Origin of the sequence: Methylocella tundrae (assembly GCF_901905185.1) — a bacterium.
Taxonomy (GTDB): Bacteria; Pseudomonadota; Alphaproteobacteria; order Rhizobiales; family Beijerinckiaceae; genus Methylocapsa; species Methylocapsa tundrae.
In genome coordinates, this window is the sequence record NZ_CABFMQ020000001.1 from 120,653 (window position 1) to 147,336 (window position 26,684).

The following is a 26,684-nucleotide window of genomic DNA, read 5'->3' on the forward strand; positions in this document are numbered from 1 at the left end:
CATTTAATCCTTGCCGCGCGCGCCACGGCGCCGTCAGCCGCCGATGATCACGGTTGGCAACCCGGTCACGATGACGCCGCCATGGGCTGTCAGGTCGCCGATGCGCGCCGCCATCAGGCCGCCGATGAACACTGATGTCGAGCCCATCACGATCATATCGGGGGGGCCGGCGCAGGTCGCGATATCGGTGACGCGCGCGGCCGGCAGGCCACCGATCAGAACCAGCGGACAGCCCGGCGAAACAATCGGGCCGCCGACGTGAGGCACGACTCCGGTCACTGCCGGACACGTATGCATATCTGTCAGGCGGGCGGCTGGCGGCATGCGGCTTCATCTCCGGTCGCGGCGTGAAATCCTGTGGCAATTCGCTTCGCTTCGCAAGCGTCTGCTCAACGCCTGCGATCTATCGCCGGTTCGCGCTGGCGCCGCTGTGTGGGCGCGCACGGCGCTGGCGGCGAAATTGGCGTTGGGTTAAGATAGTAAGGCCCGTTCAATGCGTCGCGGTCTTATTACAGACCGGATTTTACGGATTGATCGTCATGACCAAGCTTTGGATGCATCGTGGTCGGCGGATATGCGCGAAAGTGCTGTGGCGAGGCGCCGCCGCTTGCGCCGTTTTTATTGCAGTGATCCCGTCAGCAACCGTGCCCTCCTTCGCCGACGCCTGTTCGTCGCGCATAGACGCCTTCAATCGCGCCGTCGACACCGCGCCGGATCAGGCGGCGCAAGCGCAGGTCGAGGCCATCGTCAGCGATCCGAATTGCAGCGGTTATGTCATTCCGGCGCAGCGCCGGCTGGCCGCCTCCCGCCTTGCCGCGGCGCAAAAACTGATGGCGCAGAACGCGCCCCTCGACGATTATCTGACGCTGATCATAGAAGCTGATCGCCCGGCTGTTCTCTGGCAGGCGGCGGCGACGCTGGCGGAAATCCGCTTCGGTCAGCGCCAATTCGTCGAGGCGGCGCATGGATTCGACCGCGCCATAGACGTGGTGGACAATGATACATTGACGCCGCATGATCCCGGGCGCGCCGCCATCGAAGGCTTGCTGCAGCGCGCCGCCGCGGCTCGGCTGCTCGCCGCCAACGCCGGGACAGGCAAGGAAGGCTTTGTGGTGACCGCGACCCGTGGCGGCCGGCTTGGCGGCATATTCGCGCCGCGCGTGCGAGGGGTCGTTCCGCGCGCCGTGCCAGTGCCGATCACCTTCGAATATCGCTCCGCGGCCTTGACTGAACAGGGGCGCCAGGCCGCGATGGAGCTGGCCCGCGCCATAAAGGAGCAGCAGCCTGGGAACGTTCGCCTCGTCGGCCACACCGATGTGCGTGGCGGTCCCCAATACAACAAAAAATTATCCGTCGCGCGCGCCGAGGCGGTAGCCGCATTCCTGAAGGACAACGAAGTCGAGGTTCCGGTTGAGCCGGAGGGCGTCGGCGCTGATGAGCCGCTGCAATTGGCCGACACGCACGCGCTCACCCAGGAAGACATTTACGCCCTCAACCGACGCGTCGAATGGCGGCGCGAATAGGCGCATTCAAACTCAAGGGCAAACATGTCGCTCCTTTCACGCTTTTCCATGCTGTTGCGGCATTGCCTCGTTGCAAGCCTCATCGGCGTCCCCGCGGCCTTCGCAGCGTCGCCTGCCGTCGTGGTCGAGAACCCCAAAGAGGTCCATGCGATCGTCGTTGGCGTCGATCAGTATCAGCATCTCGCGCGCCTTAAAGGGGCCGCAGCCGATGCTCGCGACATTGAAACTTCGCTGCGCGCCATGGGCGTGCAGGATGTCACCGCGCTCTATGACGACAAGGCGGACCGCGACTCAATTCTGAAAAACGTCGATGATCTCAGCGCCCGCATTCGTCCGGGCGATCTCGTGATCCTGTCGATCGCGGGGCATGGCGCACAGGAGCCGGAGCGAGTCAAAGGATCGGAAGCCGATGGTAAGGATGCAGTGTTTCTGCTCGCGGGTTTCGACACGGCGGGCGCCGGCACGCGCCAGCGCATCCTCGACAAGGAATTCAACCACCTCATCAAAGCGTTTGAATCGCGCGGCGCGCGTGTGCTGTTCGTCGCCGACACCTGCTCCGGCGGCGGCCTCGCGCGCGAGGTCGATCCGCGCGGATCTGAAATGATCTATCGCTCCGTGCCCACCTATGCGATTTCGGACGATGAATTGAAGCCTGTTTCGACGCCGTCGGACGCTTTCGCCACTGAGCTTGATTTCACCCGGACCATCTTTCTCGCGGCTGTCGACAAGAACAGCAAGGCCCCGGAAATCAAGGTTCCCGGCGTCGACGGCTATCGCGGCGCCCTCAGCTATGCTCTTGCGCGCGCCCTTGAGGGCGCGGCGGACGCCAACGGCGATGGCAAAATCACGATCGAGGAACTTTTCGCCTATGTGCGCCAGGTGACTTATCAGCTCTCCGATCAGCGCCAGACGATCGTGTCTGCGAGCGCGCCTAGGCTCGACGTCAATACTGAACCGGTCGTCGAATTATCCCGCTCCGTCACTTTCGTCACGCCGCCGGGCTCAGCGCCGTCAGCCGTCGCAGCCAATATCGCTCTCGGCGGCGCTGCGCGCGCTACGCCGGCAGGCAGCCTGCCGCCATTTCCTCCGCAACGTCCCCTGCGCGTCGCCGTTCTCGATGGCTCCAGCGCGCAACTTGCTGACGTGACCCCGCTCGAATCGAGGTTCGAGGCCGTTGCGCCAAACCAGAACCCTGAACTGATCTGGGACCCGAAATCCGGCGACGTGATTTCGGGCGGCGATGTGATCGCGCGGGAAGTCGGCAAGGATGAGCTGCCGGGCGTCATAGATCGAGCCGCCGCCGTGCGCGCCCTGAAGCAGATGGCGGCGCGATCCGTCCAGCCGATTCTGCTGCTGCCGGACAATAAGGTGCATCATCTTGGCAGCCAGGTCGAGGTCGCGATCGACCAATTGAGCAATCGCTCGCTGCTCCTCTTCAATCTCGCCGGCGACGGCACGGTTCAACTGCTTTATCCGCAAAATGAGTCGGAAGCTGAGCTGATGAACAAGCCGGAATACAGGCTGCCGATCAAGGTTCGCGGACCGTTCGGCGCTGATCAGATCGTCGCCATAACTGCGCCCGAGCGCATGCCCCAACTCGAACAGGCTTTGGGCAAGTTGAACGCGCGCCGCACCGCGGGCCAGCTCGTCAGGATCTTGTCGCAATACGCCGACGCCGGAATGAGGCTCGGATCGGTTGGCGTCTTCACGGCGCCGTAAAAGGCGATTCATGGCCAGCAGTCCTTCTAACAGAGACAGGAACGGGCAATGGGTTCGGGATCAATGAAGAAGGCAGTGGCGTTCGCAGCCGTTCTGGGCCTTTGCAGCGCGGGGGCGTTCGCTCAGGGCGTGACGCGCAACGTCACGGTGGTCAATCCGTCGAGCCTCAGTGAAGTCAACGCCGACAATGCCGCCGGCGTTGCGATCGACATTTTGCCCTCCGATCAATTCGCCATCGGCGCCAAGGTGGTGTTTCGCGTGACGACGAAAAAGCCCGGCTATCTGATCCTCGTCGACGTCGACGCATCCGGCAAAGTCACACAGCGCTACCCCAACCTCTACTCTATGGCGCTGCCGGCGGGCGCGAGCGAGAACGCCAATCTCGTTCAACCGGGAAAGCCCGTCGCCATTCCCGATCTTTCAAATCCCTTCGCGCATTTCGAATACATCGCCGAGGCGCCGGCGGGGCAAGGGTTGATCCTCGCGCTGCTCAGCCCGAAGCCGGTGCATGTGGTCGATCTCCCCGATGTGCCGCAGGAGATGATCGGCACAAACGCGGCGGCGAATTTTCTCTATGACGCCGCGCGGCGTCTGCGCATAGCGGGCCGGGACGCCGGCGCGCCGCTGGCCGATCCGCAATGGTCCTTCGCCGTCAAATCATATTCGATCACCCCTTAGGTTAGCGGGCGCGGACCGAAGCCTGCGGAGGCGCGCGAGTGATGAATCCCTACGATCTCGTCCGCTACCCGAACTGGCCCGTTTCCGAGACGCACCCGACCAGTCTCGGCGCGTTCGCGACGCTTTTTGGGCGCGCCGCCGCGCCTTTCTCCGCCTGCCGCGTGTTGGAAGTCGGCTGCGGCGAGGGCGTCAATCTGATGAGCATGGCGCTTGGCGCCCCAAACTCGGAGTTCGTCGGCCTTGATCTGGCTGAAGCGCCGATCGCGGCTGGCCGCGACATGGCCCGCTCCGCGGGGATTGCCAATGTCAGCCTTGTTCAGCGCGATATCACGCAGGCGCATCTGGGGCTCGGAGAATTCGACTATGTCATCGCGCATGGAGTCTATGCCTGGGTTCCGCCCGCCGTGCGGGAGGCGTTGATGCGGCTCGCAGCGAGCTGTCTGCGGCCAAGCGGTCTTTTCTATGTCAGCTATAATGTTCGTCCCGGCTGCCGCTTGCGGCAGGCGCTGCGCGATTTGCTGCGCGATGCGACGCGGCATATCGAAGACCCCGTTCTCCAGCTCGACGCAGCGCGAAGGGCTCTTGCGCGCTATATCGATTTGTGGTCGCAGGATGATCCGTTTCAAAATGCATTGATTGAGGAAGCGCGTGACGCGCTGAAACGTCCTCCGGCGGTATTATATCATGACGAACTCGGCGATATTTACGCGCCGCAGCTCCTCGTTGACGTCGCGGCGGCGGCGCGCGCCGAAGGTCTCGAATATCTTTGCGACGCAAAGCCAAGCCTCAGCGCCGAAGCTCTGTTTCCATCCAAGAAATTTCTGAGCGAGTCCAAAGAGGATTGGGCGCGCTTCGAGCAACTGCTGGACTTTGCCGACATGCGGCGCTTCCGTCGGTCGATCTTTTGCCGGGCGGGGAAAATCGATCGGCAACCGCGGCATGAACATCTGCGCGGCCTTTGGGCGAGCGCTGATCTAACCCCGCTCGGCGCAAGCGCCGATGAGACGGGAAGCTTTGCGTTCCGCGCTCATAATGGCGCTGAAATCGTCACTCAAGATCGGCGCTTCGCTACCGTCCTTGCGAACCTCGGCGAAACTTTTCCCCAATGTGTTCCGCTTGACGCGATTGCGTCGGAGCCGACGCTCACCGAGCCATTGCTCCGGCTTTTCGTCAGCCGGATCGTCGCGCTTCAAACGGAGCCGATGCGCTTCACGGCGGCGCCCGGCGAGCGCCCGATCGCCAGTCCGCTCGCCCGCGCGCAGGCCGCGCAAGGCGAGAGCTTCCTCGCCTCGTTGCGCCACAAGCCCGTTCAGATGGAGGACGCGGCTGTGCGCGCCTTCGTGACGTTGATGGACGGGACGCGAACGCGCGATGATCTTGCCCATGAAATGGAAAGGCGCACCGGCATGACGCCCGCCGCCGCGACCGCGCGCACGGCGGCGGCGGTCGATGGGTTGGCGCGGCTCGGGCTGATGATGGCGTGATCCGAAGGCTACCCCCACGCATAGGCAAAGGCGCCGTTCTCCATCGTTACGCGCGCTTCCTTTAGTTCTTCCTTTGCCAGAGAGCGCTTCAGGAACTCGCGCGAGAGCGCCGGCAACAGCGTATTGGTGATGATGTTGTCGATGATGCGGCCGCCCGAATCCGGATCGTTGCAGAGCGACACGATATGATCGACCACCGCGTCGTCGTAGGTAAAGCTTGCGTTATGGTTGTCGCGAATGCGTTTGCCGATGCGGCCCAACTGAAGACGAACGATGCCGGAGAGCATCGCCGGAGACAGGGGATAATAGGGGATCGTCACGAGCCGGCCGAGAAGGGCGGCCGGAAACACCTGCAGGAGATCGGGGCGCAGCGCGGCCCCAAGCGCCTCCGCGTCATCGGCGTAGGCCGGATCTTTTGACAATTCCATGATGACGTCGGTTCCGACATTCGACGTCAAAATGATGAGCGTATTCTTGAAGTCGATCCGCCGGCCGGTTCCATCCTCCATGACGCCTTTGTCGAAGACCTGGAAGAACAGCTCATGCACGTCGCGATGGGCTTTCTCGATTTCATCGAGCAGCACGACGCTGTAGGGTTTACGCCGCACGGCTTCCGTCAGCCGCCCGCCTTCGCCATAGCCGACATAGCCCGGCGGCGCGCCCTTCAGGGAGGACACGGTGTGCGCCTCCTGAAACTCTGACATGTTGATCGTAATCATGTTCTGTTCGCCGCCATAAAGCGCTTCGGCGAGCGCCAGCGCCGTTTCCGTTTTGCCGACGCCCGACGGTCCGCAGAGCATGAAGACGCCAATCGGTTTTGAAGGGTTGTCGAGCCTTGCGCGATTGGTTTCGATGCGCTTGGCGATCATGCCAAGCCCATGTGATTGGCCGACCACGCGCTTGTTCAAGATCTCAGGCAGGCGCAGCACATTTTCGATCTCGTCCTTGACCATCCGCCCGACGGGAATGCCGGTCCAGTCGGATACGACGGCCGCGACGGACTGCTCATCGACATGCGCGTAGATCTTGCGCTTTTCAGGGTTGACGCCTTCAAGCGCCGCGATTTTCTGCTTCAGTTCTTCCCGTCTGTCGCGGTCGTCCTCCTGCGCGTCGCTCGCGCCTTGGCGCAGCTTGACGATTTCGTCGATAAGCTTTTGCTCCTCGCTCCACTCGGCCTCAAGGGTCGAGATTGTCTCCTTGAGTTCGGCGAGTTCGGCGTCAATCTCACTCACGCGCTCCTCATCCATGGCGCCGAGATCGGCGTCGGCGATCAGGGCGGCCTTTTCGGCTTCGAGCGCGGCCAAAGCGACGCGCGCGTCCTCGACCGCGGCTGGCGTCGCATTCTGGCTGATCGCAACTCTGGCGCATGTGGTGTCGAGAAGGCTCACCGCCTTGTCGGGCAATTGCCGGGCCGGGATGTAGCGGTGCGAGAGATTGACGGCGGCGACGATCGCCGCGTCGGATATACGCACCTTGTGGTGTTTTTCCATGGGGCCCAGAATGCCGCGCAACATCGTGCAGCACTTCGCAACGTCGGGTTCGTCGATCTGCACGGGCTGGAATCTGCGCGTCAGCGCGGGATCTTTTTCGAAATACTGCCGGTATTCGGCCCATGTCGTCGCCGCGATCGTGCGCAGCGTTCCGCGCGCGAGAGCGGGCTTTAAGATGTTGGCGGCGTCGCCCGTGCCAGCCGCGCCGCCCGCGCCGATCAGCGTATGCGCCTCGTCGATAAAGAGGATGACCGGCGTTGGCGAGGCTTGCACTTCATCGATTACCGAGCGCAGCCGCTGCTCGAATTCGCCCTTCATCGAGGCGCCCGCCTGCATAAGCGTAATGTCGAGCGCGAGAAGCTTGACGCCGCGCAAAGCAGGAGGCACATCGCCCGCCGCGATTCTTTGTGCGAGCCCTTCGACGACGGCGGTCTTGCCGACGCCGGCCTCTCCCGTCAAAATCGGATTGTTCTGGCGCCGACGCATCAACACATCGATGATCTGGCGGATTTCATCATCGCGCCCGAGGATCGGGTCCATCTCGCCGGTCGCGGCCTTTGCGGTGAGGTCTTGCGAGAAGCGGTCGAGCGCGGTCGTTCCCTTGGCGCCTTGCGCTTCGGCGGCGCCGGGCGTGCCGGCCGCGCTGAGGCCGGAGCCGTCCATTGGCTGAAGATTTTCCTCGTCCGATCCGGCCCAGAGCGCGCGATGCTCATTGGTCGGCGCGTCGGCCGGGATCTTTGCAAATTCTTGCGAGATCGAGGTGAAGGCGCGCCGGAGCTCCAGCGACTTCATGGCGCCGGCGAGAATATGGCCGGTGCGAATCTGTGTTTCGCCAAAGAACAGCGTCGCATAATGCCAGCCGCGATCGAGGAGATCGATCACGGTGTTGGAGACGCCCGGCATTTCGGTTTCGTTGCGGCGAAACCCGTCGATAGCGCTCGCGATGTCGCTTGCGAGCCTGGCGCGATCGAGCTTGAAATGGTCGGCGGTGAGGGCGAGATCGGAGCGCTCCTTCTGCAGGATATGGGCGAGCCAATGCGCCAGTTCGACATTGCGGTTGCCGCTGCTTTTCGCATGGCGAAGCGCCTGAATGAAGGTCTCGTATCCGACCCTGTTCAGCTTGCCGGTCACCGCCTCGAGACTGATGTCAGCCATGATTTGCCCCCGCCTTGCCTTGCGATGCCTTGGCGCGCTTTTCGCGCATTCTTTCGGCCGGATGGAAGCGCGCATCGCGCCGATAGGCCTCCGCCGCGCTCCAATCTGGCGCCAGCCAGCTCGTCCAGCCAAGATCGCCGGAACGCCCGAGCCTGACGGGCTGAACCGATTTCGCCGGGATCGCAAGCTCGAGATCCCAATCGAGCTCCTCGCCGACATAGAAGAAAACCATATCGGCAAGCGGCTCGCAGAATTCGCCTTCCGGCAGGAAGCGGCGATAGGCCTCCATGTCAGGCACATAGATGCGGATGCGTATCTTGTCCTGCACGCTGTAAAAGCTCGCGCCGATAAGTGTGTCGACGCCGAGCGAGGCCGAGCCGAGCCTTGAGCGGTCCGCTTCGTCGAGCGTGAGGCGCGAGCCCACGAACTCGACGATCTCCGCCTCGACATGAAAATGGCCCCGGATAAAGCCGCGTAGACGCGATGCGGATTTCGCCTGCGCTCCAAGCAGTCCTGCAAAGCTCAGCTTGGCGCGGTCCTCGACGCTATCGAGGTTGCGGAACACCGGTGAGCCAAGGCCAGCCGCGGCGCCGACATAGGTCTCGAAACGGTCCTGGTCCGGCCGGTCATGCTGTGCGATCGGCCGCGCGTCCGCCCAGGCGCGAAAGAACAATTGCAGGAAGCGATGGTTGATGATGTCGAGGAAACGCGGAAAAGCGTCGTCCTGCGCCAGCAGCCAGCCATAGGCTTCCTCGGTCGCCGCCAGCGGCAACGCGCCCTGTGGGCCGAGAAAGCCGAGGAATTTCGTCAATATGCGCGCGCTTTGATCGTCGAGCCGCTCGAATTTGCTCAGCGTCGAGGCGGGAAAATCCATGTAAGGATCTTGGCCCAGCCGGGCGTAATCCTCGCGCAGCGCGCCGGCGTCGCCAATGCGCGGCAAGTCCGGATGGCGGCGTTCGAGCGCGCGCAGCACGGCGAAGAAATCGAAGCGCCAGGGTTCCTCCTCGATGCCGGAAAAGCTCATAGCGGCCTCCGCAATCCGGCGCGCACCGGCCAGCGCATCACCTCGCCGCGATCGACGCTCAAGATCACGGTCTGGGTGAAATGATTGAAGCCGGCATATTCGCAATAGAAACGATCGAGGATCGCGCCGATGAGGAAAATGCCATTGCCCTCGAAGGCTTTCTCGTCGATCGTCACGCTGACTTCGACGCCGCGTGCGACGCCGACGCCGCCCGCCTGGCGGATGCGGCGCACGATGGGCCGGCTGTCGACGCTGCGCAGCCCGCGAATGCGCCTCTCCGTGGCGCTGTCAGACAGATCGGCGAACATTGAGACGGTTTCGCGCAGCGCCTGCGCATTGCGGCCTGCCCCGCGTTCGGCGAGGCCGAGATGATTGAGGCTCAAGAGATTGATGAGACGCCAGGTAACTTTGCCGGCATAAGCCGATTCGCCGCGGCTGCGCAATTGCGCGACGATCGGCTCACGCGGACGCGTTGGTCCGGCGACGCAATGAAGATCGATCGCGGTATTGTCAATGAGACGGAAATCCGCGCCGCCTTGCCCGACGGGCAATTGCTCGGTGAGGTGCCGATTGGAGCAAAGCGCGGTGACGCTGAGTTCGGCGACCGGCCGCTCTTCGCCGGGGGGCGCGACCAGCGCGATGAACATGTCGGTGCCAATATAATCCGAAGACAGTCCATATTTGTTTTCGCGCGCCGTGCGCCGCCGGGGCATGCGGCGGATCGCATAAGAGAGCCTGTCGTGGCCGCCCGCTTCGGCCTCCGCCGAATAGAGCGGGCGAACGGGAGCCGCGTCCGCGCCGCCGCGGTAATGGGCGACGACGCTGAGCAGCCGATGCGGCTCGTAGTCGAGATAGCGGCTGCGATCTGGAACGATATGATATTCGTGCTGGTTGGATTTGACCTGAACGCGGTCGGTGGTTTTTTCAAAGAGATTGATCGCCGGCGCGGCGTAAAGGGCGAAGATTCTGGGCGTTACCGCGATCTGCAGGCGCGGGTTGATTTCCTTGAAGCTGATGATGATGTCGATGTTGCGCGCGGCCAGCCGCGCGAAGATCTGGCGTAGCCCAGTCAGGCGAAAGCCGAGGAATTTGCGTGGAAAAATGAAATATTCACGAAGCCATTCAAAGCCCGCGAAGATGCGATCATTTTTTGGAAAAAGCGCTTCGTCGTCGCGAAAGCCGAGCTGCTCGATCAGCTCTGGACCGGCCGGGATGACGATCGGATCGCCAAACGAATCAAGGCAGCGGAAATAGACGCCCTTGGCGCTGGCGAAAATCTGTTCGTAAAGCGCGATCGCATCCTGCTCGGGTCCCAGAAAATGAAACGGAAGCTCATTGACGCGGCAGCCGTCGAACCAGAGATCCGGGCGTTCGGCCGCCTCGGCGTCGCCTGGCTCATCTTCGATACGGTTCGCGCTGCGGTGGGTCAGCGAGATCTTGAGGCCGGCGAGCACGTCGGCGCCTACCGGAACGCCGAGCGCCTGCAATGGCGCGGGGGAGCCGAAATATTCGGCGCTGGTGATTTCAAAGGGCAGCAATGTAATTTTCGAGGTCAGGCGGAAGCGGCAGGCGACCTGTCGGTCCTGTTCGCGATAGACGGCCTCGAGATAGGAGCCGCGCGCAATTGGCTGTCCATCGCGCAGCGCCGCATCCTCGAAGGGGGGCTGCGCGCGCACGAGGATAACGGACGGCGTCGGGGCGAGATAATCGGGAACGAGCTGCTCGAGAAGATTGTTGGTGAATTCCGGAAACTCATGTTTGAGCTTCAGCTGCACGCGGGCGGCGAGAAAGGCCGCGCCTTCGAGAAGGCCGCCGATCATCGGGTCCATACGTTCATCGAGAAGGCCGCCGAGCCTTTCGGCGACGCCCGGATAATCCTCGGCGAATTCACGCGCCTGTTCGTGCAGCAGCTTCAGTTCGCGATCATAGTGATCGAGGAATTCACGGTTCATGCGCTCAGGCTTTCTTGACGACGACGCCGCCGCCGTCGAGTTCGACGTCGGCGATGAATTCCACCGGGACGTTGACGGGATTGCACAACAGATCGGCGCGCACCAGAAAGCGCACTTTGAGCTCGTCCTTGTCGACAGAGGCGTCGCGCGACACTTCAATGGTGCCAGCCACAAGGCGGGGCTCATAGCTTTGCAAAGCGGCGGTGATCTCGCCCTCAATATGATCGACGCCGGCTTCGTCGATGCTGCGATGAATGAGGTCCGGCAAACCATAGTTCAGGATGGATTTGCGGACCTCTTCGAACTCGGCGAGATCTTGCGTTGACTGAAGGGCCACTGTGTTGACGAGAGCTTCGAGGTCTCTTGCGACTTCACGGCGCAAATTTGGTTCGCTGATGGTCGTCCGGACGGCGGCGCGGCGCGCGGCGATGACGCGATCTCCGGCCTCGTCGCGAAGATCCAGCTTTTCGCGCGCATCCTTCTTGTCGAAGGCGCTGCGAAAGGCGTGCATGAACGGCGGACTGAGCCGGTTTTTTCGCGGTGTCATGGACATCCGACGACAATCCTGTGCGGTGGAGCGAGCCGGACGCCGGCGGTTGAAAAAGCTCCGGCGCTCCGGTTGTGATGCCGGAGCGCCGGCCATACCCATTTAGACTTTCTTGTTTTCCTTGATGTTCCAGCCGGTGGTGACCGCGCCGCCAAGGGTTCCGTCGGGCTTTTGCGGCTTATATTCCGTCTCGATCTTGGCGTAAGCGAGCGAGATGCTTTCATGCGCCAGATCGCCGCCCGCGGCGTGGTCCTGAAACGAGATCGACGACACCATGACGTCGGTGAGCGTGATCTTCAGATATTCCTGCTGTTCCTTGCCGGACTTGCGGAAGGTCAGGATCGCCGATTTGATGTGCTCGCCGTTGGCGCAGGCGAGAAACAGTTTCGGGCTGCCCTTGTCGACTTTCTTGGTCAGATGGATGTCCTGCAGATGGGCCTTGCCGACGCCGCCGCCGCCGCCATGAGAGAAGGATGTGGCGTTGGAGACGCCCCACGATATGGTCTCGACCTGCATCTCGTTCTTGTGCTTTGAATCTTCGCTTTCGCCTTCGATGCCGTCGAGCTTTAGAAAAAGGTCACCAGACATAATTTATCCCCTTCATTGAATTGAGCGTCTATTGATGCTGTCCAAAAACTGCATCCAAAGTAAATCTAGCTATTATTCCGTTCAAAAGAGGTGCTAGATCACACAATACTTGCTGGGGTTATTTTTGCACTGCGGGCAGGCGCGAGACGAGGCTGAGCCCGATATCCATCGCCTCGAGCTGATAATGCGGGCGCAAATAGAACCGCGCCGCATAGTAGCCGGGGTTTTCCTCATCGGGGAAAATGTCGACGCGCGCGTCCGCCAGGGGCTTCCTTGCTTTCACGGATTCCGATGAGCCGATGGGATCGCCGTCGACATATTGCGTGATCCATTCCTGCAGCCAGATGCGCAGCTCTTCGGTTTCCTTGGTCGCGCCGATCTTGTCGCGCACCATGCACTTCAGGTAATGCGCAAAACGCGACACCGCGAACATATAGGGCAGGCGGGCTTTCAGATTGTCAGAAGCTGTCGCCTCGACGCCGTTCTTGCCTTCATATTTTTTCGGCTTGTAGACCGACTGCGCGCCAATGAACGCGGCCTTGTCGGTGTTCTTGCGGTGGATCAGCGGGATCAGACCCGACTTGGCAAGCTCATGCTCGCGGCGATCGCTGATCGCAATTTCCGTCGGGCATTTGAGGTCGACGCCGCCGTCGTCGGTTGGGAAGGTGTGGGTCGGCAGATTGATGACTTCGCCGCCCGATTGCACGCCGCGGATGCGCGTGCACCAGCCATATTCCTTGAAGGCGCGATTGATGTTGACGGCCATCGCGTAAGCCGCATTCATCCAGGCGTATTTCTCGCCCTTGTGGCCGTCCGTGTCTTCCTCGAAAGCGAATTCCTCGACGGGCTCCGATTTCGCGCCGTAAGGCACGCGAGAAAGAACGCGGGGCATGCAGAGGCCGATATATTTTGAGTCCTCGGCGTCGCGCAGGCCTTTCCAGGCCGCATATTCCGGCGTGTCGAAAAGCTTCGAGAGATCGCGCGGATTCATGAGCTCGGTCCAGCTGTCCATGCCCATCAATGTCGGATCGGCGGCAGCGAAGAAGGGCGCATGCGCTGCTCCCGCGATCTTGCTGAGGTCGCGCATCAGCTGGACGTCGGCCGGCAGATGGCTGAACTCATAGTCGCCGATCATGCAGCCATAGGGCTGGCCGCCGAGCTGGCCGAATTCCGCCTCATAGATGCGTTTGAACAGCGGGCTCTGATCCCAGCGCGCGCCCGGATAGTTGCGCAAATTCTTGTAGAGCTCGGTCTTCGACACGTTCATCACGTGGATTTTCAGCTGCGCGTCGGTCTCCGAGTTGAAGACGAGGTAATGCAGCCCGCGCCAGGTGCTTTCCATCTGCTGGAAGGCCGGCGCGTGCAGAATTTCATTCATCTGCGCGGTGAGCTTTTCATCAAGCCGGGCGATCATGGATTCGATCGTATCCAGCACATCCGTCTTGATGACGCTCTGGTCGGCGAGCGCCTGTTGCACGAGCGTTGAAACCGCGTTCTCGACTTCCGCCTCGGCGCGCTCGGTGCGCGGCTTGAAGCTCTGTTTCAGAAGCGTTGCGAACTCATCGACGTCGCGCGTTTCGACGCCGGGCTGAGGTTGGGAGGATTGCCCCGCAAGATTGGTGTCGACTGCCATTTTCCCCTCCTAAAAATCAAGCGGCGCCTTCGGCGTTTTCCGCGGCGTCAGGCTCCGCCTCTTTCGAAGCGATGGCGCGATTTCTGAGCGCCGCCATTAATTCAGGATCGCTCAGCAGCTTTTTGAGCCGGGTCTCGGCGTCGACCTTGCCGTCCATGTAGCGCAGGAGATTGGCGAGCTGATCGCGCGCCTCCAGCAATTTCGCCAAGGCGGGGACCTGCCGCGCGACCGCGGCCGGGCTGAAGTCTTCCATCTTTTTGAACCGCAGGCTGACGGAAAGCCTGGCGTCGCTATCCTCGCCGAGCCGGTCCGGAACGGTAAAAGACGTGCCGGGCTCTATCGCGCCCATGCGATTGTCGAAATTGTCCATGTCGATATCGACGAAGCCGCGGTCGGCGACCTCCGGCTTCTCGACGCCCGGATTTGGACCAGAGAGATCGGAGAGCACGCCCATGACAAAGGGAAGCTCGATCTTGCGCTCCGCGTCATAGGGATCTTCATAGGCGATCTGCACCCGCGGCGGACGGTTGCGTCCAATAAATCTCTGCCCACTGTCACCTGCCATCTTACTCATCCTTCAATTTTCGGGTTGGTGCGACATGGCTCAAGCTGCGTTATTCATTATATCAGGTTGAGCGCGAAAATGGACCAGGTCAATTGCGTATTGACCCAATCGAGTTCCCTGAGGAGTCATGTCACGGAAACGCCAATTCAAACGCTGGTAGACTATGGCTGAACTACGAGGTTGCGAATGTGTGGTTGGTCACAACAAGCGCTCGCTTAAAATTCATAGGCGCGCGCCACGATTGGAAATACAACTTTTAAGCATTTCAGCATCACTGTGAAGCCATATTAATGACAAAAATAAGATGTATAATTGCCATTGTAATACCGGAGAGACGGAACTCTCTTCATTGGCGCGCTCCGGCGGGAAATCCACCCGATGGCTCTGCGCCTTGCTCCATCCTGGGCGAAAAGTCGCGTCTGCATCGCGACCGAGGCGGTCTTGACCATCGCAGGATTGAAAATTTGGCTGCGTGCGCGGCGGCACAGAAGGAAGGGACGGCGACGCCGATCGTCGGGCGCTTATAGCCGCTGAGTTCGCTTATTTTCCCGTATCGAGAGATTTCAGCGTATCCGGCGGAAGCATATCTTTGAGGAGTCCAAGAAAATCGCGCCCCGTCAGCGTGCGCGCGCGCTCGACCAAAAAGGAGATCGGACTAGAAGGCTCAGCCTGGTGATAAAACGCACTGATTCTCGCAAGCAATTGCAGTGCACTATCCCTCGTTGTTACTTCAAATGTCTTGGAAATGGGATCGTCGGACGAATCTAGCTCTTCGACGGTGGCAAAATCTGATAATCGTTCGATCGGAAGGTTAAAAACGTGCGCGCGCCCAATCTGAACAGCGGTTTCTTCGACATGAGCCGGGATCAGCACCCGGATGACGTCGAGAAAGGATTTTCCGATCAGCTGCTCGGCCTGGCGCACCAGAAGCAGCGCCGGATTGGATGGCTCAAAGCGCATATAATAGGCGCCGACGGCATTGAGGGCCGCGGCCGCGTCCTTGAAATTCGCGACATCGCCGCTGCTGGCGGGCGCTGCGGCCTCTTCGCCGCTCTCCGCCGCCGCGGGAGCTGGAGCTGCGTCGCCGGCGGAGGGATCGCGCAGAACGACATAGGCATCGAGCAGGGCGCGCATGTTCTCGACCAGCGGCGCGAGCTTTGGGAACGCGACGGCGTTGACGAGACCGACATGCTCGACGAAGGCCGACTTGATGCGCGCCAGCGCGAGCCCGAGCGCTTTGAACTCGTCGCGGCGTTCGATCAGCGCAGCGACGTCGACCTCCTCGAAGGCGCGCTTGATGGAGCTGGAATCGAGCTTGTCCTCATCGCCGCGCGGCGCCGCGTCGCCCGCCGCGAGCAGATGCATGCGATAGGTGAGAAAACCGAATCGCTTGTGTTCGAAAAGCGGCGCGTAGTGCAACGGCAGAATGACTGGCGCCATATCGTCGAGCGATTGCACGGCGACCATGCGCAGGACAAAATCGCCGTCTTCCCCCTGCGGATGCACAGCCTCCCAGCGTTCTTCCAAAAGCGTTGCGATCGCCTCGACCGCCGCGACGAAGCCAGGAAGATCCTTGTCGAGGATGCGGAATTTCGCGAGCAGCACGAGAAGGCGAAGATCGCGGCTGCGATTGTTCAGACCGGCGATCTTGGCGAACTCGCCAGCAAAATCCACCTGTGTCCGATCGAAGGGGGCGCCGTCGCGCTCCGAGTAGAAAGTCGCAGGCAGCAGGCCTTCGCCCGCCGCCATGAAGTTCATGTAGTCGGCGTCGCCAGCGAGATCGAGATCCGGGCCGCAAGGCTCCGCCTCAGACAGCGGCGCTGTCATCGCCTCGAACGAAAGTGCGGCGTCGCGCGGAGCAATGGCCAAGGGCTCACATGCCTCTTCCTGCGGGAGGGGATATCCATTGAGACTTTACGGACAGGGCGAACGGGAACAACCTGCGGCGGTCTTGCGATATACAGTCTATTTCTTGGCGTTGCCGCCCGTACTGCCTCCAGAATGCAATAAATCACTCGTTTTTAATCGCTCGACTGTGCCCCCATAGTTGGGTATCGTCAAGCAAAACTGGGCAAGACCCCGAGGTTCGCATGGCTTCCGAGCTTACCCAAGACAGCCGCATCGCATCCCTCGAAACGCCTCTCGGCAAGGATGCGCTGGTCGCGGTTCGCTTCGACGGCTCCGAAGGCCTCAGCGAACTTTTCGAGTTCCGCGTCGAAGCTTTAGGCGAGCAGTCGAATGTCGATTTCGACAAGGCGATCGGCAATAATTGCTCGATGACCTTCAAATCCTATGCCGAACCCGATCGCATCTTCAACGGCGTGCTGGTGGAGGCGCAAGGCCTTGGTGCGCAAGCGGGTCTTTATCTTTACCGGCTGACGCTGCGGCCCTGGCTGTGGCTTTTGTCGCGCACGAGCGATTGCCGCATCTTTGAAAATCAGACGGCGATCGACATCATCAAGAAAGTCTTCAGCGACCGCGGCTTTTCCGATTATCGCGTGGCGACCACCGGCAATTTTCCGAAACTCGAATATTGCGTCCAGTATCGCGAGACCGATCTCGCCTTCGTCTGCCGCTTGATGGAGCAGCATGGCGTCTATTATTTCTTCGAATATCAAAAAGACAAGCACACGCTGGTGCTGGCGGACGCGAAATCCTCCCATAAGCCGGCGCCGGGCCACGCCAAAATTCCCTTCATCGCCGATGAAAGGCAGACGCGGCGCGACCAGGAGCACATCTTCAAATGGACGCCGGAGCGCCGTTTCCGGAGCGGCAAGTTCGAACTCAATGATTATGATTATCTGCAGCCGAACGCCGACCTCAAAAGCGACGCGCAGGGCTCTGCGTCCTACACGAAATCGAAGATGGAAATTTACGATTATCCAGGCAAATTCCAAAAGAAGAACGATGGCGAGACCTACGCGAAAATAAGACTGCAGGCGGAGCAGGCGATGGACAAGCGCCGTTACGGCGAAGGCGACGCGATCAGCCTCTTTCCGGGCGCGCTGGTCACTCTTGAAAAATATCCGGAAGGTTCGGAGAACAAGGAATATCTGATCCTTCGCGCCATGCATTCCTATGCGATGCAATCCTATCGGTCGGGCGCCTCCGCCGGCTCGCAGCCCTATTCGGGCAACTATGAGTTCCTGCCGAGCGACATCAATTTTCGCGCGCCGCTGACGACGCCGCGGCCGATCGTCCACGGTCCGCAAACGGCGAAAGTCGTCGGCAAGGACGGCGAGGAGATCGACGTCGACGAGCATGGCCGCATCCTTGTGCGCTTCTATTGGGACCGTAAGAACAAGCAGTCGTGCCGCGCGCGCGTCGCGCAGGTGTGGGCCGGCAAGAGCTGGGGCGGCCAGGCCATCCCGCGCATCGGGCAGGAAGTCGTCGTCGAGTTTCTGGAAGGCGATCCGGACCGCCCGCTGGTCACTGGCGCCGTCTACAACGCCGACAATAAATTTCCCTATGAGATGCCGGCCAACAAGACGCAGTCGGGGCTTAAGTCCGATTCGTCGAAAGGTCACGGCGGCTACAATGAATTCATGTTCGAGGACAAAAAGGGCTCCGAGAAAATCAGGATGCACGGCGAGCGCGATCATGAGGTGGTCATTCGCCGCGCGCAGAGCGTCGAGATCGGCGAGATTTTTTCGGGCCGGGATGACCCCTCGCGCGAGACGACGCTGAAGAACGGCAGCGACAATCTCTCGATCGAGGCGGGCAATCAGAAGGTCGACATTCAGGGCAAGCAGGATGTCAGCGTGCTCGAGACAATCAGCATCGAGGCGATGCAGAAAATCACGCTGACCGTCGGGGCCAGCACGATCACCATGGAGCCGCAGCAGATCACCATCAACTCGCCGATGATCTCGCTCCAGTCCGCGATGAAGACCGAGGTCAGCGGCGGCATGATGATCAATCTGACCGCTGCGATGATCAAGATCAACTGAGCGCGACTTGGGAGGCGTCATGCCGCGACTGCGTTTTGAAACCGCACAGGATCTTTACGAGACCTATCCGACCGCTCGCGGCGATGTCGGCGTCGCCGCGAGCGAACAGGGCAGCCTCGATTTTCTACGCTCGCTGTCGGACGCCAATGCGATGAAGGCGGCGCTTTCTTTTTGCGCCTATCTGCTCGCCCGGCGCGAGGCTGTGGCGTGGGGCTGCGAGTGTCTGCGCCAAAGCGAAGCTTCGCGGCCGGCGGATGAGATCCGCATCGCCGCGGCCGAGGCCTGGGTCAATGAACCGGAGGAGCGCAACCGTCTGCGCGCGCTCGATCTTGCAACCCGCTCGGACCCAAGAGAGGCGGCGACCTGGACGGCGTTCGCGGCGGGATGGGCCGGCGGGACGGTGCCGATCGACGGCAAGCATTCCGCGCCGTCGCCGCAGCATGCGACGGCTCAGGCGATCCGCGTCGCGCTGATTCTCGGGGGGAACGCGCTGCCCGCCGCAAGCCGCGCCGATGTTCAGCGCAGCTGGCTCGAAGGGGGCATGCGATTCGCTCTCGCGTAGCCTCCCTCCAGAGATGACGCGATGTGGGAAAACAAACACGAGGATGGGCGGGATCGATGTAACTGGAAGCGATCATGCTCAAGTCCGCTGAGTAGGACCGCGGTGACGAAGGCGAACGCATATGGCGCTGAAGCTCGCAATCGAGAATGTCACAAACCTGCCTGACGGCGGTCCGGTCAGCATTGTCGTGTCGGGGCGGCGCGGCATCGACATCGGCCGAGACTCGCATCTCGACTGGACGCTGCCGGATCCGAACCGCTTCATTTCGGGCAAGCATTGCGAAATCCGCTATACGGACGGCGCCTATGTTCTCACGGACGTCTCGTCGAACGGCACGTTCCTGAACGACGCGCCGGCGCGCATGCGCGAACCGCACCGGTTGCGCAATGGCGACCGCGTTCTGATTGGCCAATATATCATCTCTGTCTCTCTCGATGGCGATGAAGAGGCGGCGAGCGAGGCCGCAAGGGCGCCGGCGCGGCCCGTCGCCGCCGATTTGTGGGAGAGCGAGGGGCCGTCGCCGGCGCCGATTGATCCGCGCTTCCTCAAACCTGTCCCGGATCGCCCCAACGCCCCTGATTTTCTCGACTGGGCGATGGATGTCTTTGATCCGTTGCGCGATGCGCCGAACGCGACGGCCGCGTCCGCCAGCGCAAAAGAAGACGCGAGCTGGCTGCCGCCGCCCCCTGCGCCGGCCAAGCCCGAAGCGCCGCCGCCCGTTCCCAGTCCGCGCCGTCCGATCTGGACGAGCGAGGAAGAGAACCTAGCAGCGCCAGAGCCTGCAGCTGCTCCGCCCTCCGCGCCCTCCGTGTCCCCCGCGCACGCTCGAACAGAGCCGGGCGACGCAGCCGGAGCGCGATTCCTGCGCCGCTTCGCCGAGGCCGCCGACCTGCCGGTCGAGGCGATCGCGCAACAGGACCCCGAGGAGCTCGCAGCTCTGCTTGGCGGCCTGATGAAGATCGTCGCCGGGGACGTCAAACAGCTGCTGCAAGCGAGGCTCGAAGCCAAACGCCTGGCGCGTAGCGCCAACCAGACGACGATCCAGGCCGCGGACAATAATCCATTGAAATTTTCGCCGACTGCGCCCGATGCGCTGCGCCTGATGTTCGGGCCGCCGACACGCAGCTATCTCGCCGCCGCCCCGGCGCTGCGGCAAAGTTTCGACGATCTCAAGCGCCATCAGCTCGACACGCTGGCCGGAATGCAGGGCGCCGTCAAAATGCTGATCGAGGATCTCGATCCGGAGGATATCGAAAAGACCCTCGAACCTGATCGCGGCCTGTCGGCGCTTATCGCTTCACGGAAGGCGAAGCTCTGGGACGCCTATGTCGCGCGCTGGCGCGCCAAGGCGCATCGGCACGACGATGGCCTCATTGGCGCGTTCATGTTCTACTTTCCACAATGTTATGATCGAAACGGAAAATCTTAAAAGTTGTTGACGAAAACTTCTCAACTGGCGCGCGGCTCTGCCGAAGGAAACGGGGTTATGGATGTCCTGGTACAGTAAAGTCCTTTGGTCGGAAGGACTTTTCCTTCGTCCGCATCATCTGCAGCAGGCCGATCGCTACCTCGAACATCTGGTGGAGGGCAGGACGCGCCATGCCTCGCCCTATCCGTGGGGCTTTTCACATATAGAAATCGACCGCGACCTCGCGCAGCAGAGCAAATTCGCGGTCCGCCGCGCCGCCGGGATCATGCCCGACGGCACTCCCTTCGACATTCCAAACGACAGCCCGGCGCCGGCTCCGATCGACGTGCCGGAGGGCGCGGCGCAACAGCTGCTCTGGCTTACCATGCCGTCGGCGGCGGCGAACAGCCGCGAGGTCGACGCTTTGGACGCAAATAGCGCCAGCCGCTTCGTCATCGGCGCCGAAACCTTCATCGATTCGACATCCTCGCTGCGCATCGAGGAGGAGATCGACGTCGCCTATCCAAGGCTGACTTTCGACCTGCGCAAGACCGCCAAGCCCGGCTTTCAGGGGCTCGCCATCGCGCGCGTCGTCGAGGTGCGCGACAAATCGATCGTCTTCGACGAAAAATTCGCGCCAACCGTTCTCGTCTGTCACGCCTATCCGACGATTGAAGGGTGGATCGACCGCGTGATTGGCTGGATCGACGCCAAGCTCGGCGAACTCGCCCGCTACGCCGCCGACCCAACAGCTGGCGGCGGCTTGCAGAGCGTCGATTATCTCGTGCTGCAGGTGCTGAATCGCCACATTACCGTACTGCAGCATTTGCGCGGATCGCGCTACGTGCATCCCGAAAGGCTCTATGTCGAGTTGCTCCGTCTTGTTGGCGAACTCGCGACTTTTGCGACGCCCGAGCGGCGCGCGCGGACCTATCCGCTCTACGACCACGACAATCTTGAAGGCTCATTCGCGCCGGTTCTGCGCGATCTCCAGGATTTTCTCAGCGCCCGGCTTGGACGGCGCGCGATCCGCCTCGACATTATCGCGCGGGCGGAAAACGCGTTCATCTCGCCGATCAGGGATCGCAGCCTGTTCCGCGTCGCGAGCCTCGTGCTGGAAGTGTCCGCGCGCCGCTCTTTGACGGAAATCCAGACCAGCTTTCCCCATCTCTTCAAGGTCGGCCCTGGCTCGAAGATGAATGAGATCGTTCACGCCCATCTGCCGGGCGTTCCGCTCGTCCATCTGCCGACGCCGCCGCCGCAGATCCGCGCGATCACCGACCACGTCTATTTTTTGCTCGACCGTAACTCGCCGCTCTGGCCGGAATTTTCGACGGCGAGTTCGATCGGCATGCATTTTTCAGGCGATTGGCCAGAGCTCAACCTTGAGCTCTGGGCTGTTCTGGAAGATCGACAATGAGCGAAAAGGACCCGCCGGACAGCCTCGGGCGCCGCGACAACAGGACGATCATCGTCCCTAATCCGGGCGGACGCCGGCCCGAAGCGCCCGCGCCTGTCGCGCCGGCGGCGCCGACGCCAGCGTGGCGCGCCAGCCCGGCCGGCGCGCCGGAGGCCTCGCCGGGCGAAGAGTGGATCAAGGGCGCCGCCGCCGCGCCGCCCGCGCCGAGCATGCAACGCCGGGAAATTCCGATCGAGGATCTTCTCGTTCCCAACGAGAATCCGCTTCTGCAAGCCGCCGGTCCACTGCTGTTGCTGTTAGGGCGCCTGCGCGTCGCTCAACTACAGGCGTCTCCCGCCAGTCTGATGGGGCAGGTCGCCGAAGCTGTGGCGTTTTTTGACAAACAGGTCCGCGCGGCGGGCGTCGCCCCGGAGCAGGCGAACGCCGCGAAATATATCCTCTGCGCGACGGCAGACGACATCGTTCAAAATATTCCGACCGAAGACCGGCATGTGTGGACGCAATACAGCATGCTGAGCCGTTTCTTTGGCGAGCGTATCGGGGGCGTCAGATTCTTCGCCGAGCTCGATCAGGCGAAGATGGACCCGCTCAACAATTATTCGCTTCTGGAGCTGATCTACACCTGCCTCGCGCTCGGCTTTCAGGGCGTGCATCGCAGCTCGCCGTCCGGCGCCGCGACCCTCCAGCATATTCAGCGCAATCTTTACGAGCTGTTGCGAAAAGTCCGTCCGCGCGTCGACCGCGAGCTGTCGCCGCATTGGCGCGGCCAGGATCTTCCGCGCCAGGTTCTTCGCACGCGCGTGCCGTTCTGGACCGTCGGCGTCGTGGCGGCCTTGGCCCTGTTCGCACTGTTCATCACGCTGCGCGCGCTTCTAACCGGCGGGGCGGATCTCGCCGCCGCGGACCTCAACGCGCTCAACGGCCGCGGCGAGTTGAAACTCGTGCGGCACATGTTTGCGCCGCCGCCAAAGCCGCCCGCGCCGCCGCCGGGGCGGCTCACCCAATTGCAGCGCATCCGGCTTGCGCTCGCGCCCGAAATCGCCGCCAAAAAGGTCGACGCCACGCAGACCGACACCAAGATCAGGATCATCGTCGGCGATCTCGTGCTGTTCGCCTCGGGTCAGGCGAGCGTCAAGCCGCAATTTCAGCCGATCGCCAAACGCATCGCAGAAACGCTGGAGAAGGAGCCGGGCGCGATCACCATTGTCGGGCATACCGACAACGTCAAATTGCAGCCGACATCGCCCTTCGCATCCAATTGGGCCCTGTCGATGGCGCGCGCCAAGGCGGTCGCGGCCGTTTTGAAGCCGGGCCTTAGCGACGTCAGCCGGATCGAGGTCGACGGCAAGGCGGACGAGCAGCCCATCGCGTCGAACGCGACGCCGCAGGGGCGCGCGCAGAACCGCCGCGTCGAAATCATGCTCGCCCGTTCGGATTGAGGATCACGACCGACATGCTGAGCAAAGACATCATTCGCATCATCGCCTACGGGGTCGGTCTCTCGTCGCTGGCGGCGCTCGTCTATATGGCGGGGCCCTTCGTCGCCTTCGGCGATTGGCGCCCGCTCGAAAATCCGATCGTCCGCGAGATCGTCATCGTGTTGCTCGTCGCGGCGGCGGCGGCCGTCGCGGGCTTCGCCTTCTGGCGCCGCAAGTCACAGAGCGCGGCGATCGAGAAAGGCATGGAGGAGACGGGCCCTGACTCCGACGCCGAAGTTCTGGGCGAGCGGATGAAGGACGCGCTCGCGACATTGAAGAGCGCCGGCAAAGGCAAGCGCGGTTATCTCTATGATCTGCCCTGGTACATTTTGATTGGTCCGCCCGGCGCAGGCAAAACGACGGCGCTCGCCAATTCGGGGCTCAAATTTCCGCTGAGCCGGGGCGGCAGCCCGTCGTCGATCGCGGGCGTCGGCGGCACGCGCTATTGCGACTGGTGGTTTACCGACGACGCCGTGCTGATCGATACGGCGGGGCGCTATACGACGCAGGATTCCGACGCCAAAGCGGACCCGAAGAGCTGGCTCTCTTTCCTCGATCTTCTGAAGAAGAACCGCCCGCGCCAGCCGATCAATGGCGTCATCGTCGCCATCGCGCTCGACGACATCATGACCGAGCCGGCGGCGACGATCGCGGCTCACGCAGCGGCGATCCGCGCGCGGCTGCTCGAGCTTCACAGACAGCTGAAGATTGATTTTCCCGTCTATGTCCTTTTCACCAAGGCCGATCTGATCGCCGGCTTTCGCGAATTTTTCGGCAATCTCAACGAGAATGCGAGGGCTCAGGTCTGGGGCGCGACCTTCCAGACGGGCGACAAGAAGCGCAATATGGTGGGCGAGATTCCGGCCGAATTCGACGCGCTGATCGCCCGGCTCAATGATCTCACCACCGACCGGCTGCAGGACGAGCCTGTGCCCTCGACGCGGGCGTCGCTGTTCGGCTTTCCCGCGCAGGTCGCGACGCTGAAAAGGCCGATCCATGATTTCCTCAATCAGATTTTCGAGCCGACGCGCTATCAGGCCAATGCGACGCTGCGCGGTTTTTATTTCACCTCCGGCACGCAGGAAGGCACGCCGGTCGATCAGCTGATCGGCGCGCTGTCCAGAAGTTTTGGCGCACGCGAAGTCGCGGCCAACGCTTATTCGGGTCGAGGCCAGAGCTATTTCCTCAAAAATCTCATCGGCAGGCTCATCATCGGCGAAGCCGCCTGGGTCTCGACCGATCGCCGCGCGGTTTTTCGCGCAAGGCTCATCAAGACAGTGGCGTTGCTCGCCCTCGCCATTGTCTGCGCGGGCGCTTCCCTCGCATGGTGGGGCAGCTATTTGCGCAACAAGGATCTCATCGCGCGCACGCAGGCCGCGGCGGCTGATTACCGCGGGGCCGCCGGAGGGCTTGCAACGGAGACCGAAATCTCAGATCGCGATCTCGCCAAAATCTTGCCGCTCCTCAACAAGCTGCGCTATCTGCCCGCCGGATATGAGACGAAGGGAGCGCAGCCGCCGCTTGCGGCGACCTTCGGCCTCAGTCAGCTCGATCGTCTGCGCTCGGCCTCAGACAGCGCCTATGGCGTCGCGCTGGAGCGTCTCTTGCGGCCCCGGCTCATCTACCGCCTGGAAGAGCAGATGGAAGCCAACCGCACAGATCCTACTTTTCTCTATGAGGCGCTGAAAGTCTATCTGATGCTGGGGGGGCTGCACCCGGCCAATAAGGATCTCGTCCTTAATTATCTGCGCCGCGACTGGGCCGACAATCTTTATCCCGGCGCCGCCAACGCGGACGGCCGCAGACTGCTCGAGGCGCATGTCAAAGCCATGCTCGATATGCCGGGCGGCGACATTCTCATCAGCCTCAATGGGCCGCTCGTGAGCGAGGCGCAAGGCTTGCTCGCCCGCCTCAGCGTTTCGCAGCAGGCCTATGAGCTGTTGCGCTCGCAGGCGGCGGCGTCCGAGATCGCCGACTGGAACGCCGCGCGCGCGGGCGGCCCCGATTCCGGCCTCGTGTTCGAGGCGACGCAGGGCGCGTCGCTCGATTCTGTCAAAGTGCCGGCCTTCTACACCTATGCGGGTTTCCGCCGTCTCTTCATCGATCGTCTGCCAGGAATCGCCGACCGGCTGAAAGGCGACCGCTGGGCGCTTGGCGCGGCGGGCGAGCAGAGCGCCGTCGAGGACCAGTATAAATCGCTGAGCGATGATCTCCTTGCGCTCTACAGCAAGGATTTCATCGCCGCCTGGCAGGACGCCTTGCGCCGGCTGAAGCTCCGGCGCCTGCTCGCGGACAAGCCGAAATATGTAACGCTCGCCGCCGCCTCCGCCCCGACATCGCCGATCAAGCAGCTGATCGTCTCCGTGCGCGACGAGACCGCGCTGACGCGGGAACGGCCGGGCTTTGGCAAAAAGGACGACAAGGACGCCAATGCGACGCTGTTCCAGAATCGCGCCGCCCCTGGCGCCGACATCGAGCAGGCGTTCAAGGCTTACGCCGTCCTCGTCGAGGGGGAGCCGACGCGCCAGCCGATCGACCTCATCATCAGCAATCTCGCCGACATTTATCAGAGTCTTCTCCTGATGGGCAATCCGGCGCAGGCCGCGCTCGCGACCTCGCAGCTGCAGACACAGGTGGCGGCGCTCCGCGCCAACGCCAACAGGCTGCCGCCGCCCTTCGCCGGAATGCTGCAGACCGCCGCGACCGACGTCGACGGCGATCTCACCAACAGCTTCCGCTCGCAGCTCAACCGATCCTTGCGGGATTCCGTGACGGGCGTTTGCCAGCAGATCGTTGCGAACCGCTATCCGTTTGCGCGCACGGATCGCGAGGTTTCGCTCGTCGATTTCGGGCGCCTGTTCGGACCGCAAGGCATTATCGACAAATTCTTCACGGGCCAGCTCGCGCAATATGTCGACACGTCGAAGCAGAACTGGAGCTGGCGCCAGGATAATGGCGTCGCGCGCGCTTTGAGTTCGGCTGGCGCCGCGCTGAAGGATTTTCAGCGCGCGGCGCAAATCCGCGACACGTTTTTCGCCAGCGGCGGGCTCGTCCCCTCGATGACCCTGACGGTGACGCCGCCGCCGGTTCCCGTCGTTTCGCCCCCCGAGACGATCCCTGGCGTGGCGCAAGCGGCGACTCCAGCCCCCGCGCCAACGTCTCCCTCGATCGGCATCAAGATGGACCTGAACGGAACGCCGATCATCAGCCCTGTCGGAGCCAGCGCCCCCGTCGTCGCGCAATGGCCGGGCGCGAACGCCAATCGCAGCGCGATCACCGTGACTTCGGACGCGCCGGGCGCGCAGCCGTCGACGATCCAGCGGACCGGGCCGTGGTCGCTGTTCCGCCTCATCGAAGCCGGCGCCCCGGTCGTTCGCGGCGACAAGATTATCGTCAGCTACATCGTTGGCGGGCGGGAAATTCAATATCAGATCAGCGCGGGCTCGACGCAAAATCCGTTCACGCTTCCGGCGCTGCGCGAGTTCCACTGTCCAAGCGACCTCTGATC

20 protein-coding genes are annotated in these 26,684 nt (G+C 62.2%); 11 read left to right on the forward strand and 9 right to left on the reverse strand.

Translation table 11 applies throughout. The annotated features are described in order from the left end of the window. Positions 1-33: 33 nt before the first annotated feature. Entirely contained in the window at positions 34-324 is a 291-nt protein-coding gene (locus MPC4_RS00490; RefSeq protein ID WP_174510800.1) for a PAAR domain-containing protein, read from the reverse strand. Between MPC4_RS00490 and MPC4_RS00495 the strand changes: the two genes are divergently transcribed. The 5 genes from MPC4_RS00495 (at position 323) to MPC4_RS00515 (ending at position 5,404) form a co-directional block, all read left to right on the forward strand. Next, positions 323-475: a hypothetical protein gene (locus tag MPC4_RS00495; protein WP_174510801.1), complete on the forward strand. Its 153-nt coding sequence runs from the start codon at positions 323-325 to the stop codon at positions 473-475. The two genes, MPC4_RS00490 and MPC4_RS00495, sit on opposite strands and share 2 nt — an antisense overlap. 64 nt (positions 476-539) lie before the next feature. Further along, a complete protein-coding gene (locus tag MPC4_RS00500) occupies positions 540-1,523 on the forward strand; it encodes an OmpA family protein (RefSeq protein ID WP_174510802.1) in 984 nt (327 codons plus the stop codon). A 24-nt stretch (positions 1,524-1,547) separates the two neighbouring features. Then, the gene (locus tag MPC4_RS00505) at positions 1,548-3,242 is read left to right on the forward strand and encodes a caspase family protein (RefSeq protein ID WP_174510803.1); all 1,695 of its coding nucleotides are present in this window, start codon (positions 1,548-1,550) and stop codon (positions 3,240-3,242) included. 48 nt (positions 3,243-3,290) lie between these two features. Beyond that, positions 3,291-3,920, forward strand: coding sequence for a DUF4384 domain-containing protein (locus tag MPC4_RS00510; protein ID WP_174510804.1), 630 nt, complete (start codon positions 3,291-3,293; stop codon positions 3,918-3,920). A 41-nt stretch (positions 3,921-3,961) separates the two neighbouring features. After that, positions 3,962-5,404, forward strand: a complete 1,443-nt coding sequence (locus MPC4_RS00515; protein WP_174510805.1) for a class I SAM-dependent methyltransferase — start codon at positions 3,962-3,964, stop codon at positions 5,402-5,404. 8 nt (positions 5,405-5,412) lie between these two features. On the opposite strand, the gene tssH is transcribed toward MPC4_RS00515, so the two are convergent. The 8 genes from tssH to MPC4_RS00555 all read right to left on the reverse strand — a co-directional run bounded on the left by tssH (position 5,413) and on the right by MPC4_RS00555 (position 16,227). Then, positions 5,413-8,049 carry a type VI secretion system ATPase TssH gene (tssH, locus tag MPC4_RS00520; protein WP_174510806.1) on the reverse strand — a complete coding sequence of 879 codons (2,637 nt, stop codon included), beginning with the start codon at positions 8,047-8,049 and terminating at the stop codon, positions 5,413-5,415. Further along, positions 8,042-9,073: a type VI secretion system baseplate subunit TssG gene (gene tssG, locus MPC4_RS00525; RefSeq protein ID WP_174510807.1), complete on the reverse strand. Its 1,032-nt coding sequence runs from the start codon at positions 9,071-9,073 to the stop codon at positions 8,042-8,044. The genes tssH and tssG overlap by 8 nt, the downstream gene beginning before the upstream one ends. Next, entirely contained in the window at positions 9,070-11,025 is a 1,956-nt protein-coding gene (gene tssF / locus MPC4_RS00530) for a type VI secretion system baseplate subunit TssF (RefSeq protein ID WP_174510808.1), read from the reverse strand. The genes tssG and tssF overlap by 4 nt, the downstream gene beginning before the upstream one ends. Before the next feature lie 4 nt (positions 11,026-11,029). After that, the gene (gene tssE / locus MPC4_RS00535; protein WP_134490002.1) at positions 11,030-11,578 is read right to left on the reverse strand and encodes a type VI secretion system baseplate subunit TssE; all 549 of its coding nucleotides are present in this window, start codon (positions 11,576-11,578) and stop codon (positions 11,030-11,032) included. Positions 11,579-11,674: 96 nt separating this feature from the next. Beyond that, the gene (locus MPC4_RS00540) at positions 11,675-12,160 is read right to left on the reverse strand and encodes an Hcp family type VI secretion system effector (RefSeq protein ID WP_174510809.1); all 486 of its coding nucleotides are present in this window, start codon (positions 12,158-12,160) and stop codon (positions 11,675-11,677) included. A gap of 118 nt (positions 12,161-12,278) precedes the next feature. Continuing rightward, positions 12,279-13,793, reverse strand: a complete 1,515-nt coding sequence (gene tssC, locus MPC4_RS00545; protein WP_174510810.1) for a type VI secretion system contractile sheath large subunit — start codon at positions 13,791-13,793, stop codon at positions 12,279-12,281. A 16-nt stretch (positions 13,794-13,809) separates the two neighbouring features. Then, the gene (tssB, locus tag MPC4_RS00550) at positions 13,810-14,358 is read right to left on the reverse strand and encodes a type VI secretion system contractile sheath small subunit (protein ID WP_174510811.1); all 549 of its coding nucleotides are present in this window, start codon (positions 14,356-14,358) and stop codon (positions 13,810-13,812) included. A 540-nt stretch (positions 14,359-14,898) separates the two neighbouring features. Then, positions 14,899-16,227, reverse strand: coding sequence for a type VI secretion system protein TssA (locus MPC4_RS00555; protein ID WP_174510812.1), 1,329 nt, complete (start codon positions 16,225-16,227; stop codon positions 14,899-14,901). A gap of 221 nt (positions 16,228-16,448) precedes the next feature. On the opposite strand from MPC4_RS00555, the gene MPC4_RS00560 reads away from it, so the two are divergent. From MPC4_RS00560 to tssM, 6 genes are all read left to right on the forward strand, one after another. Beyond that, positions 16,449-18,308: a type VI secretion system Vgr family protein gene (locus MPC4_RS00560; RefSeq protein WP_174510813.1), complete on the forward strand. Its 1,860-nt coding sequence runs from the start codon at positions 16,449-16,451 to the stop codon at positions 18,306-18,308. A gap of 19 nt (positions 18,309-18,327) precedes the next feature. Continuing rightward, entirely contained in the window at positions 18,328-18,870 is a 543-nt protein-coding gene (locus MPC4_RS00565; RefSeq protein ID WP_174510814.1) for a DUF6931 family protein, read from the forward strand. 121 nt (positions 18,871-18,991) lie between these two features. Continuing rightward, positions 18,992-20,299 (forward strand): type VI secretion system-associated FHA domain protein TagH, encoded by a 1,308-nt coding sequence (tagH, locus tag MPC4_RS00570; protein ID WP_174510815.1) that lies wholly within the window; start codon positions 18,992-18,994, stop codon positions 20,297-20,299. Between the two features lie 61 nt (positions 20,300-20,360). After that, positions 20,361-21,698: a type VI secretion system baseplate subunit TssK gene (tssK, locus tag MPC4_RS00575; protein ID WP_174510816.1), complete on the forward strand. Its 1,338-nt coding sequence runs from the start codon at positions 20,361-20,363 to the stop codon at positions 21,696-21,698. Then, entirely contained in the window at positions 21,695-23,137 is a 1,443-nt protein-coding gene (tssL, locus tag MPC4_RS00580; protein ID WP_174510817.1) for a type VI secretion system protein TssL, long form, read from the forward strand. The genes tssK and tssL overlap by 4 nt, the downstream gene beginning before the upstream one ends. A gap of 14 nt (positions 23,138-23,151) precedes the next feature. Continuing rightward, on the forward strand, positions 23,152-26,682 hold the full coding sequence (gene tssM / locus MPC4_RS00585) for a type VI secretion system membrane subunit TssM (RefSeq protein WP_174510818.1): 3,531 nt from the start codon (positions 23,152-23,154) through the stop codon (positions 26,680-26,682). Positions 26,683-26,684: the final 2 nt, after the last annotated feature.

Bases quoted from the DNA above. Each gene is read 5' to 3' on its own strand.
- tssL (WP_174510817.1), top strand. From the start codon at position 21,695: ATGAGCGAAAAGGACCCGCCGGACAGCCTCGGGCGCCGCGACAACAGG.
- tssH (WP_174510806.1), bottom strand. From the start codon at position 8,049: ATGGCTGACATCAGTCTCGAGGCGGTGACCGGCAAGCTGAACAGGGTC.
- MPC4_RS00515 (WP_174510805.1), top strand. From the start codon at position 3,962: ATGAATCCCTACGATCTCGTCCGCTACCCGAACTGGCCCGTTTCCGAG.
- MPC4_RS00565 (WP_174510814.1), top strand. From the start codon at position 18,328: ATGCCGCGACTGCGTTTTGAAACCGCACAGGATCTTTACGAGACCTAT.
- tssM (WP_174510818.1), top strand. From the start codon at position 23,152: ATGCTGAGCAAAGACATCATTCGCATCATCGCCTACGGGGTCGGTCTC.
- MPC4_RS00560 (WP_174510813.1), top strand. From the start codon at position 16,449: ATGGCTTCCGAGCTTACCCAAGACAGCCGCATCGCATCCCTCGAAACG.
- MPC4_RS00490 (WP_174510800.1), bottom strand. From the start codon at position 324: ATGCCGCCAGCCGCCCGCCTGACAGATATGCATACGTGTCCGGCAGTG.
- MPC4_RS00540 (WP_174510809.1), bottom strand. From the start codon at position 12,160: ATGTCTGGTGACCTTTTTCTAAAGCTCGACGGCATCGAAGGCGAAAGC.
- tssK (WP_174510816.1), top strand. From the start codon at position 20,361: ATGTCCTGGTACAGTAAAGTCCTTTGGTCGGAAGGACTTTTCCTTCGT.
- MPC4_RS00495 (WP_174510801.1), top strand. From the start codon at position 323: ATGCGGCTTCATCTCCGGTCGCGGCGTGAAATCCTGTGGCAATTCGCT.
- tagH (WP_174510815.1), top strand. From the start codon at position 18,992: ATGGCGCTGAAGCTCGCAATCGAGAATGTCACAAACCTGCCTGACGGC.
- tssB (WP_174510811.1), bottom strand. From the start codon at position 14,358: ATGGCAGGTGACAGTGGGCAGAGATTTATTGGACGCAACCGTCCGCCG.
- MPC4_RS00500 (WP_174510802.1), top strand. From the start codon at position 540: ATGACCAAGCTTTGGATGCATCGTGGTCGGCGGATATGCGCGAAAGTG.
- tssC (WP_174510810.1), bottom strand. From the start codon at position 13,793: ATGGCAGTCGACACCAATCTTGCGGGGCAATCCTCCCAACCTCAGCCC.
- tssG (WP_174510807.1), bottom strand. From the start codon at position 9,073: ATGAGCTTTTCCGGCATCGAGGAGGAACCCTGGCGCTTCGATTTCTTC.
- MPC4_RS00505 (WP_174510803.1), top strand. From the start codon at position 1,548: ATGTCGCTCCTTTCACGCTTTTCCATGCTGTTGCGGCATTGCCTCGTT.
- tssE (WP_134490002.1), bottom strand. From the start codon at position 11,578: ATGTCCATGACACCGCGAAAAAACCGGCTCAGTCCGCCGTTCATGCAC.
- tssF (WP_174510808.1), bottom strand. From the start codon at position 11,025: ATGAACCGTGAATTCCTCGATCACTATGATCGCGAACTGAAGCTGCTG.
- MPC4_RS00510 (WP_174510804.1), top strand. From the start codon at position 3,291: ATGGGTTCGGGATCAATGAAGAAGGCAGTGGCGTTCGCAGCCGTTCTG.